Origin of the sequence: Actinomadura vinacea (genome assembly GCF_039532545.1) — a bacterium.
GTDB lineage: Bacteria > Actinomycetota > Actinomycetes > Streptosporangiales > Streptosporangiaceae > Spirillospora > Spirillospora vinacea.
Map to the genome: position 1 here is coordinate 151702 of NZ_BAAARW010000019.1, position 9763 is coordinate 161464.

12 protein-coding genes are annotated in these 9763 nt (G+C 69.2%); 6 read left to right on the forward strand and 6 right to left on the reverse strand.

Annotated elements, in window-relative coordinates:
• The first annotated feature begins 4 nt into the window (after positions 1–4).
• Positions 5–358 carry a DoxX family protein gene (locus ABD340_RS24430; protein WP_344591891.1) on the forward strand — a complete coding sequence of 118 codons (354 nt, stop codon included), beginning with the start codon at positions 5–7 and terminating at the stop codon, positions 356–358.
• Here ABD340_RS24430 and ABD340_RS24435 read toward each other — a convergent pair whose 3' ends face one another.
• The 3 genes from ABD340_RS24435 to ABD340_RS24445 form a co-directional block, all read right to left on the reverse strand.
• Entirely contained in the window at positions 359–1792 is a 1434-nt protein-coding gene (locus ABD340_RS24435; protein WP_344591893.1) for an ATP-binding protein, read from the reverse strand. It abuts the gene before it with no gap.
• Positions 1789–3447, reverse strand: coding sequence for an NAD(P)/FAD-dependent oxidoreductase (locus tag ABD340_RS24440; protein WP_344591895.1), 1659 nt, complete (start codon positions 3445–3447; stop codon positions 1789–1791). The genes ABD340_RS24435 and ABD340_RS24440 overlap by 4 nt, the downstream gene beginning before the upstream one ends.
• 306 nt (positions 3448–3753) lie before the next feature.
• Positions 3754–4146 (reverse strand): ATP-binding protein, encoded by a 393-nt coding sequence (locus tag ABD340_RS24445; RefSeq protein WP_344591896.1) that lies wholly within the window; start codon positions 4144–4146, stop codon positions 3754–3756.
• Positions 4147–4259: 113 nt separating this feature from the next.
• On the opposite strand from ABD340_RS24445, the gene ABD340_RS24450 reads away from it, so the two are divergent.
• Together ABD340_RS24450 and ABD340_RS24455 are read left to right on the forward strand one after the other, a co-directional pair.
• Positions 4260–5045: a helix-turn-helix domain-containing protein gene (locus tag ABD340_RS24450; protein WP_344591898.1), complete on the forward strand. Its 786-nt coding sequence runs from the start codon at positions 4260–4262 to the stop codon at positions 5043–5045.
• Positions 5042–5209, forward strand: a complete 168-nt coding sequence (locus ABD340_RS24455) for a DUF397 domain-containing protein (RefSeq protein ID WP_344591899.1) — start codon at positions 5042–5044, stop codon at positions 5207–5209. Before ABD340_RS24450 ends, ABD340_RS24455 begins: the two co-directional genes overlap by 4 nt.
• Before the next feature lie 89 nt (positions 5210–5298).
• Here ABD340_RS24455 and ABD340_RS24460 read toward each other — a convergent pair whose 3' ends face one another.
• The gene (locus ABD340_RS24460) at positions 5299–5733 is read right to left on the reverse strand and encodes an Rrf2 family transcriptional regulator (protein WP_344591901.1); all 435 of its coding nucleotides are present in this window, start codon (positions 5731–5733) and stop codon (positions 5299–5301) included.
• A 128-nt stretch (positions 5734–5861) separates the two neighbouring features.
• On the opposite strand from ABD340_RS24460, the gene ABD340_RS24465 reads away from it, so the two are divergent.
• Positions 5862–6617: an SDR family NAD(P)-dependent oxidoreductase gene (locus tag ABD340_RS24465; RefSeq protein ID WP_344591902.1), complete on the forward strand. Its 756-nt coding sequence runs from the start codon at positions 5862–5864 to the stop codon at positions 6615–6617.
• Positions 6618–6686: 69 nt separating this feature from the next.
• Complete coding sequence (locus ABD340_RS48040; RefSeq protein ID WP_425547431.1) at positions 6687–7034, forward strand: transposase; 348 nt, start codon at positions 6687–6689, stop codon at positions 7032–7034.
• A gap of 47 nt (positions 7035–7081) precedes the next feature.
• Here ABD340_RS48040 and ABD340_RS24470 read toward each other — a convergent pair whose 3' ends face one another.
• A complete protein-coding gene (locus ABD340_RS24470) occupies positions 7082–7687 on the reverse strand; it encodes a TetR/AcrR family transcriptional regulator (protein WP_344591904.1) in 606 nt (201 codons plus the stop codon).
• Positions 7688–7766: 79 nt separating this feature from the next.
• On the opposite strand from ABD340_RS24470, the gene ABD340_RS24475 reads away from it, so the two are divergent.
• Positions 7767–8537 (forward strand): SDR family oxidoreductase, encoded by a 771-nt coding sequence (locus tag ABD340_RS24475; RefSeq protein ID WP_344591906.1) that lies wholly within the window; start codon positions 7767–7769, stop codon positions 8535–8537.
• Positions 8538–8655: 118 nt separating this feature from the next.
• On the opposite strand, the gene ABD340_RS24480 is transcribed toward ABD340_RS24475, so the two are convergent.
• Positions 8656–9763: RNA-guided endonuclease InsQ/TnpB family protein (locus tag ABD340_RS24480; RefSeq protein ID WP_344591907.1), on the reverse strand; the 1108-nt coding region annotated here is incomplete at its 5' end.

Below are 9763 nucleotides of genomic sequence, written 5' to 3' on the forward strand. Positions count from 1 at the left end.
GGGCATGTTCATACTCACCGTGATCTTCGCGGTCGTGACGGCGGCCGTGTTCGCCTTCGCGGGGTATTACAAGGTCAGCGGTGCCGAGCAGCAGATGGACGAGGCCCGCCACCTGGGCGTCGAGTGGCCCGCCTACCGGCTGCTCGGGGGCGCCGAGCTGCTCGGGGCACTGGGCCTGCTGATCGGGCTCTGGCTGTCCTGGCTGGGCGTCATCGCCGCGTTCTGCCTGGTCGCGCTGGCGGCGGGCGCGCTGATCGTGCACGCCAAGGCGGGCGACCGGCTGGACGCGATGCGCCCGGCGATCGGCTTCGGGGCGCTGGCCCTGGCCACCCTGGTCCTCCGCCTGATCACCGTCTGATCAGGACCCGCCGCTCGGGGGCCGCTCGTCCAGCGGCAGGAACACCTGGAACCTGGTGTCGCCGGGCTCGGACTCCACGCGCAGGTCGCCATGGTGGCGGTTGACCACGATCCGCCAGCAGATGTCCAGGCCCAGTCCGGTGCCGTCGCCGACGGGCTTGGTGGTGAAGAACGGCTCGAAGATCCGTTCTATGTTCTCCGGGGCGACGCCCGGACCGGTGTCGCGGATCTCGACCATCAGGCGGTCGTCCGCGCTGCCGGTGCGGACGGTGAGGGTGCCCGAGCCCGCCATCGCGGCGGCCGCGTTGTCGATCAGATTGGTCCACACCTGGTTGAGCTCGCCCGCGTACGCCGGGATCGCCGGCGCCGCGCGGTCGTACTCCTTGACCACCCTGATCCCGCTGCCGATCTTGCCGGACAGCATGACCAGGGTCGAGTCGAGGCCCTCGTGGACGTCGATCCACTGGTACGGGGCGCGGTCCATCTGGGAGTACTGCTTGGCGGCGCTCAGCAGGTGGGAGATCCGGGCGGTGGCGTCCTCGATCTCCCCCATCAGGCTCTCGGTCTCCAGGGCGTAGCCGAGCCAGCGCAGCGCCGCGTTCAGGAACGCCTCCCCGACCGCGTCGTTGATCTCGTCCAGGTCGGCCACCGCGATACCGGCCGGGACGAGGATCGGCGCGAGGTCCCAGCCGTCGGCCACATCGTGGTCGTCGAGCCAGTCGATCAGTTCGTCCTCCCGGTCGGCCGACTCCATGGCGCCGAGCCTGGGCGCCGCGGCGACCCGCTTGACCAGCCGCTCCTGGGCGTCGATCAGCTTCTCCAGCAGGCCCGGCTCGATGTCGTGCTGGGCGAGCAGGGCCAGCTTGTGCCGCATCCCGGCGACCCGTTCGCGCAGCGACGCGGTCGCCCGCACGGCCGCCGCGGCGGGGTTGTTGAGCTCGTGGGTGAGGCCCGCCGACAGCGCGCCCAGCGCCAGCAGCCGCTCCCGCTGGCCGATCACCAGCTGGGTGTTCCGGTTGCCCGACAGCATCCCCTCCAGCAGGTGGGTGGGCATCGGGTACCAGGCGCGGAACCGCTCCGCGAACTCGTCGGCCGGCAGCAGGAAGAAGGAAGATTCGGTGACCGCGTACGCCGACGCCCCGTACCGCTGGTCGTCCTCCCCGTCGACGAAGAACTGGATGGCGCCGAAGTACACGCCGCGCCGACTGCTGCGGTTGATCTCGACTTCCTCGCCGCGGACCGCCCTGGTCATCCGCAGCGTGCCGGACAGGAGCACGTAGAAGCAGGTGGCCGGCTCGCCCTCGCGGACGATCGCCGACCCCTCCGGAAGGGCCTCGACCTTGCCGTGGGAGGCGATCCAGTCGAGCTGCTCGGGGGTCAGCCGTTCGAACAGGAACAGCGTCCGCAGCTCGTCATGGCTCAGCGCGTCGTTCACCGTTCCTCCAGGTATCGGTGCACCAGGGTCACGGCCATCGCGCCTTCACCGACGGCCGAGGCGACCCGTTTGACGGACTGGGCCCGCACGTCCCCCGCGACGAACACGCCGGGGACGGAGGACTCCAGGTAGTAGGGGTCGCGGTCCAGCGGCCAGCCGACCGGCCGGCGCCCCTCGTTGAGCAGATCGGGCCCGGTGCAGACGAAGCCGTGCCGGTCCCGGGCCAGGGTGCCGCCCAGCCAGTCGGTGCGCGGGGCGGCGCCGATGAAGATGAACACGTGCCCGGCCGGGACGGTCTCGGTGTGCCCGCTCTCGGAGTCGCACAGCGTCAACTCCTCCAGATGGCCGTCGCCGCGCGCCGCGACCACGCTGGTGCGCAGCCGGACGGTGATGTTGCCGATCGCCCGGATCTGCTCGATCAGGTAGTGCGACATCGACTGGGCGAGGTCCTTGCCGCGCACCAGCAGCGTGACCGAGCGGGCGTGCCGGGAGAAGAACACCGCCGCCTGGCCCGCCGAGTTGGCGCCGCCGACGATGTAGACGTCCTCGCCCTCGCAGGACTGCGCCTCGGTGGACGCCGACCCGTAGTAGATGCCGCGCCCGGTCAGCTCGGGACAGCCGTCGGCGTCCAGCGCCCGGTACATCACGCCGGTGGCCAGGACGACCGAGTGCGCCGCGATCTCCGAGCCGTCCTCGAACCGGACGACCCTGGCCGAGCCCCGCGTCTCCAGGGCCACCACGCCCCGCGCGGTGAGCACCTCGGCACCGAACTTGCGGGCCTGCCGCCTGGCCCGGTCGGTGAGCTGGGCGCCGGACACCCCGTCGGGAAAACCGAGGTAGTTCTCGATGCGGGAACTCTGCCCGGCCTGTCCGCCGGTGGCCTTCTTCTCCACCAGCACGGTGCGCAGCCCCTCGGAGGCCCCGTACACCGCGGCGCCCAGCCCGGCCGGGCCGCCGCCGACCACGATCAGGTCGTAGAACTCGCTGGCTGGCTCGGTGGACAGGCCCGCGGCCGAGGCGATCTCGGCACCCGAGGGACGGACCAGCGCGGTGCCGTCCGGGGTGACGACGACCGGGATGTCGTCGGGGTCGGCCTCCGCCGCGTCCAGCAGCCGCCTGCCCTCCGGCTCGTCGACCGAGTACCAGTTGTAGGGGACGGCGTTGCGGGCCAGGAAGTCGCGCACCCGGTAGGACGGTTCGGACCAGCGGTGCCCGACGACCTTGATCTCCTCGACCGGCCGGTCGCCGGTCGCCCGCCAGGTCTCCACCAGCGCGTCCACGACCGGGTAGAGCTTCTCCTCCGGCGGGTCCCAGGGCTTGAGCAGGTAGTGGTCGACGTCCACCACGTTGATCGCCTGGATGGCGGCCTCGGTGTCGGCGTAGGCGGTCAGCAGCGCGCGGCGGGCGAGCGGGAAGAGGTCCATCGCCTGCTCGAGGAACTCGATGCCGTTCATCTGCGGCATCCGGTAGTCGGCCAGGATCGCCGCGACCTTCTCGCCGCGCAGTTTGATCTCGCGCAGCGCGTCCAGCGCGTCGGCGCCGGACGCGGCCCGCATCACGCGGTAGTCGCGCCCGTACTGGCGCCGCAGGTCGCGGGCGACGGCACGGGACACCGACGGGTCGTCGTCGACGGTCAGCAGGATCGGCAGGCTCATGGAACGCATCATCCCCCACGAAACGACGAATCGTCCCTTTCAGTCCGTTCCGGAACGGACCATCTCGGGGTGCTGCGAGGGGTCAGCGGGGACGTCGGTGCCGCGTTCGGGGCGGCAGCATGGTCGATTCCAGCCGTTCCATGAGCATCAGTGCGATCAGGGCCACGAGCGGAGCCATCAGCAGCGCCAGGATGGCACTCACCTCCAACCAGAGGGGTTCGGGACTGTGCGGCCGGACCACTTCTGGTCACTAAACCGACAAGAGTGCCTCTACCACCACAAACTACCCCTAAACCCAGGCCCTGCTCAGTGCGCGGGCTCGGCCTCGCACTCGGCCCACACGACCTTGCCGCCCTCATTGAGCGCCCGAGTCCCCCACCGCACCACCAGTCGCGTCATGAGCAGCAGACCCCGCCCCGATTCACTGAACTCATCGGGCGCCCGCACGACCGGAGGCTCGTCCGACCGGTCCCATGCCTCCACCACGGGCCGCCCGTCCCGCAGGTAGACCCGAACGACGATCGGATCCCCCGGCTGCGACCCGTGCTTTATCGCGTTCGTCGCCAACTCGGTCGCGACCGTACGGACGACAAAGCTCTCCAGCCCCCAGGACCCGAGAATCAGCCCCACCCAATCCCGCACCTCCTTGATCGCTTCCGGACGCGCTTTCAACACGATCGTCGGCGGTTCGGCCATCATCCCTCCCATTTTTCGTGACCCATCGCACAGATTCCCTGACTCGGCGTAATCTCGCTGGAGAAGCGTGCGAGGACAAGCGAGTCCTCGTCAGGCGGTTGCAGGGAGGTGGCACCATGGCGTCACGCAAGCCGACCCCGCAGACCATCGCCTTCGGCACGGAACTCCACCGCCGCCGCGAAATGGCCGGCCTCTCCCGCCTGGAACTGGCCAAACTCATCAACGTCAGCCGCAGCTACATAGGCCAGGTAGAGACGGGCGCCACCCGCTGCCGCGAGGACTTGGCCCAGCGCATCGACGAGGCCCTCGGCTGCGCCCCCGCTCTGGAGGACGCCTGGAACGACCTCCTCCGCTCGTCCGGCTACCCCAAATGGTTCGCCGACTACCCCGAGGCCGAATCCACCGCCGCCCTCCTCCGCGCCTACGCTGCAACCTTCGTGGTCGGGCTCTTGCAAACAGAGGACTATGCCCGTGTGCTGCTTGCAGCCGACCACGCGGCGCTTGAGGGACGCCTCAAACGGCAACGGATCCTCACGCGGGATCAGCCACCCCGACTAGTAGTGATCCTGGAAGAGGGCGTTCTAGTGCGAGAAGTCGGCAGCCGCGAAGTCATGCACGCCCAGTGCGAGCATCTCTTGCAGGCCTCGCAACGGGACAACGTCACGTTGCAGATCGCACCCACGGCGTACTACAGGGGTGTTTCAGGAACCTTCAACATCGCCACCCAGCCCAATGGTGAGGAACTCGTTCATCAGGAGATTTCCACTGGCGGCGTCACATCCAACGACGTGGGCGATATCTTGCACCTCGTGAGCGCATTCGCGGAGATGCAGGCGCGTTGCCTGAGCGTCGGTGACTCTCGCGAGTTCCTACGAAAGGCGGTGGTCAGGTGGAGCCCGTGACCTGGCGGAAGGCTCGTCGCAGCAATGATCAGGGTGGCGAGTGTGTGGAACTGGCGAGGCTCCCTGGTGCGGTGGCCGTTCGAGACTCCAAGGACCCGGAAGGGCCGAAGCTCCTGGTGAGTCGTGAGGTGTTCAGGGCGTTCGCGGCGTCCTTGAAGAAGTAGCCCCAGAGGACGAGGCCCCGGCGCGTGCCGGGGCTTCTCTTTTTCTGGGACGCGTCTCGTGCGACTCTGGCAGGGACAAACATGGGGGGCTAGCGGGGTGCCGCGAGTACGTCCCGGAGTATGTTCGCGAGCGTGACGCGGGCCAGCTCGTGTCTCAGGGTCTCCTCGATGCCCTCGTAGATGCCCTGCATCGTCGGCTGGATGCCGTAACCCACCACGCATCCCTGGTCCGGGGTGGTGCGGTGCATCGCGAACAGCGGGCCGGGTTCCACTGCCTCGTACACGTCGAGCAGGGTCATCGACTCCAGCTCGCGTGCCAGCGACCAGCCCGCGCCCACGCCCCGCCGGGACTCCACGAGCCCGGCCCTGCGCAGCTCGCCGAGCAGCCGTCTGATCACCACTGGGTTTGTGTTCGCGCTGGTCGCGATCTGCTCGGAGGTGGCGACCTCATGGCCCTGGCGCTGGTAGAGACCGATCCAGGCCAGCGCGTGGGCGGCGATGGTCAACCTGCTGTTGGCGCTCATGAACCCCTCCTCTCGGCCGCAACGCTTTATGTTACGACGACACAGTCGTAACAGTGAAGGTTGCAACAAGCTGTCGTAACAACTAGTGTTGCGACTATCGGGAAGGGCCAATCAACGAGGTGAGAAGAATGATCAAGCCACTCACGGGCAAGGTCGCCCTGGTCACCGGGGGGTCGCGCGGACTGGGAGCCGCGACCGTACGACTGCTGGCCGAGCAGGGCGCCGACGTCGCCTTCACCTATGTCAGCTCCGAGAAGCAGGCGCAGGCTGTCGTCGACGAGGTGCACGGCAAGGGAGCGAAGGCCGTCGCCTTCAAGTCCGACCAGGCGGACATGAGTCGGGCGCCGGCGCTGATCGACGACGTGGTCGCGCACTTCGGCGGCCTGGACATCCTCGTCAACAACGCGGCGATCGCGGTGGAGCAGGGCCGCACGGTGGACGACCCGGACGCCGACACCGCCGCACTGGACCGGATGCACGCCACCAACTACCTCGGCGTGATCGCCGTCATCCGGGCCGCCTCCCGAGTGCTGCGCGCGGGCGGCCGCATCATCACGGTGAGTTCCGGACTGGGCTCCCGGGTCGGTGGCCCGGGCCGTGCCGACTACTCGGCGACCAAGTCAGGGATCGAGAGGTACACCATGGGGGTCGCACGGGACCTCGGGCCCCGGAACATCACGGCCAACGTCGTGGAGGCCGGACTGATGGAGGGCGGCATGGCAGGGCTGGACCCCGAGATCCTCAAGGCCCTGGTCAGCTCGCTGTCCCTGCAACGCATGGGTCACCCCGAAGAAATCGCCGCGGCGATCGCCTTTCTGGCGAGCCCCGCCGCGTCGTACGTCACGGGCGCGGTGCTGGACGCCCACGGTGGCTACAACGCCTGAACCGGAACCCCTGCCGCGCGCCCCGAAGGACATCGCGCCTTCGGGGGGCGCACCGCCAACGACCCGCGCGTGCGTGGACGGCTCCCACGTGCGCGCGAAAGAGGGGGAGCCGCGACCGCTCCGTCGCCGGTCGACCGGCGGAAGACGGGCAGCAAGCACCAGCTGATCTGTGACGGCAAGGGCACCACGCTGCACGTCATCACGACCGCCGCGAACGTCAACGACATCACCCAATCCCTCGACCTCGTCGACGGCATCCCGCCCGTCGCCGGACGACCCGGCCGGCCTTGGCGGCGGCCGGAGTGCCTCCTGGGCGACAAGGCGAGACCTCGGGTTGCCGGTCACCGTCTCAGGGCCATTGGCAGAACCCAGGCGGAGGTGGCGCAGACCCTGGATGCAGCGCGACGGGCGACGTGAGCAGGAGTGCCACGCCACTCGCGGATGACCGGCGAGCGGTAGAGGATTCACGCGGGCCAGGCGCTCAGGGCGGTTCGGGCGATCACGAGTAGCTCGTCGCGGGTGGCGCCGTCGCGTGCTTGCTGTGCCATGCCCTGGATGGTGGCGCCGAAGAATCGGGCAAGGGCGTGCGCGTCGGTGTCCGGCGGCAGGTGGCCGGCTCGGATATCAGAGTGGATGAGACGTTCGAGGGCCCGGATGTTGGCGTCACGGTGGGCTCGCAGTTCGGCTTCGAGGTCGTCGGACGCCTGTGTGCAGTTGGCGGTCGCGCTGATGATCAAGCAGCCCGGTGGCTTGGCGGGGTCGGCGTAGGTCATCGCGGCGTCGTGCAGTAGGTCGGCGACGACGTCGCGGGCGGTGGCCCCTTCGCGCTCGGCGTCCAGGGTGATCGCGTAGTTCTGCTGGTAGTGCGCCACCGTTTCGCGGAAGAGCGTCTTCTTGTCCCCGAAGGCCGCGTAGAGGCTGGGCATGCTGATGCCCATGGCACTGGTCAGCTCGGCGGTCGAGGTGGCTTCGTAGCCGCGCGTCCAGAACAGGCGCAGCGCCACGTCCAGTGCCGCCTCCCGATCGAAGCTGCGGGGGCGGCCGCGGCGCGGGCGTTCGGTCGTCGTCACGCCAGCATTCTATAGCGTCCACTACGTAAACGCTGCTACGCTCCCCATTTCGTAGCATCCACTACAGAAAGAGGATCGCATGTCATCGCTGGCAGGCAAGACCGCGCTGGTGACCGGGGCAAGCCGTGGGATCGGCCGCGGGATCGCGATGCGGCTCGCCCGGGACGGTGCGCTGGTGGGGGTGCACTACGGCTCGAACGAGGCCGCGGCCAAAGAGACCCTCGCGGATATCGACAGGGCGGGAGGCCGAGGCTTTCTCGTCCATGCCGAGTTGGGCGTCCCCGGCGATGCGGACCGGTTCTGGGCCGGCGTGGACGCGGGCCTGGCCGAGTCGGGCGCCGGCGCGGGCGTCGACATCATTGTGAACAATGCCGCTGTCGGCGCGTCCAGCGACTTCCAGGGCGTGACACCCGAGGAGTTCGACCGTCTGTACGCGGTCAACGTCAAGGCACCGTACTTCATCGTCCGGCAAGGGGTGGGGCGACTACGTGACGGCGGCCGCGTCATCAACATCTCCTCCGGGGTCACCCGCATCGCTGAACCGAGAGTGATGGCCTATGGCCTGACCAAGGGGGCGGTAGAGGTGTTCACTCACACGCTGGCCAAGGAGCTGGGTCCTCGCGGTATCACGGTCAACTCGGTCGCGCCCGGAATCATCGAGACCGACAACACCGCGACGCAGTTCACGACCCCGGAGGCGTGGGCGGCGGCCGCGGCCTATTCGGTCTTCAACCGGGTCGGCCAACCTGCTGATATCGCAGACATCGTCGCCTTCCTCGCCTCCGAGGACAGCCGCTGGGTCACGGGCCACCTCATCGACGCGACCGGCGGATCACTGCTCGGCGTGTGATCCTTTCCCACGCGGCCCGGTGGCAGGTCCAGCCCGGTCGCTCCGGCAAGTCCCCGGCAGTCTTCATCCTTTTTGACCTTCTCCCCCTCGTGAACGAGGGGGATTCCAACCCGTGGCCTCAGGAGAGGGGGACAGGTTGAGGTTCGCGGTTCGTCCGCCCCGGCAACCCGGAGCGTCCCCGCGCAGCGACGGCCGGTCCGGCCGCCGTGCACACGAGTCTGGCCTCGTGGGCGATGTTGCGTGCCGCGTTCACATCGGCGTTGCCGGCGTAGCGGCAGGACCGGCACCGGAAACGCGCTTGGCTCTCGCGCGCCTCCCGATCCGTGGTCCCGCATGCCGAGCAGCGCTGCGAGGTGTAGGCGGGGTTGATCTTGTGGACGCGGCCGGGGGCCTTGTGTTCCAGCCGCTCGACCAGCATGCCCCATCCGCTTGCCAGGATGCCCCGGTTCAGCCCCGCCTTGTGAGCGAGGTTGCGTCCCGGGTGCTGGAGGGTGCCTTTGGCGGAGCGGGTCATGCCCCGGATGCGCAGGTCCTCGACACCGATCACGTCGAACTCGCGGGCCAGCATCGTGGAGGTCTGCTCCACCCAGTTCTTACGCCGGTCGCTTTGACGGGCCTTGAGGCGGGCGAGCGCGGCCTTGAGCCGCGCGCGGCGGCGCGAGCCTCGGCGGGCACGCCCCAGGTTGCGGGACAGCAACTCCAGGCGTCGTGTCTCTCCGGGGGTGAGGCCGGGGACCTTCAGCAGGTCCCCGGTCGACAGGGCGGCGCTGACGGCGACACCCCGGTCCACCCCGACCGCGCTCCCGTTGCCGGGGCCGGGGACCGGGGGCGGGAGGTGCGTGAACGCCACATGCCAGCGCCCTGCCCGGTCACGGGTGACCCGGTAGGACTTCACGCCCTCCGGCACCGGCCGCGACAGGCGGAACCGCACCCATCCGGACTTGGGCACCAGCACCGCGCCCCACTTGCGCGACAACCGCTCGACCTGGTGCGGTTTGACGCCGACCTGCCGGAACCCCTCATGCACACCTTGCTTGCGCCAGGTGGGGCGGCGGTGGGTACCGGCGAAGAAGTTGCCCATCGCCTGCGCGAAGTCACGCAACGCCTGCTGCTGCACGGTCTGAGAACCGGCCCGCAGCCACTCGAACTCGGCACGGGCCGCGGTGAGCTGCCGGGACTGCTCTTTGTAGCCCGGCGCCCCGCCCCGGTACCGGGACCAGAAGAGG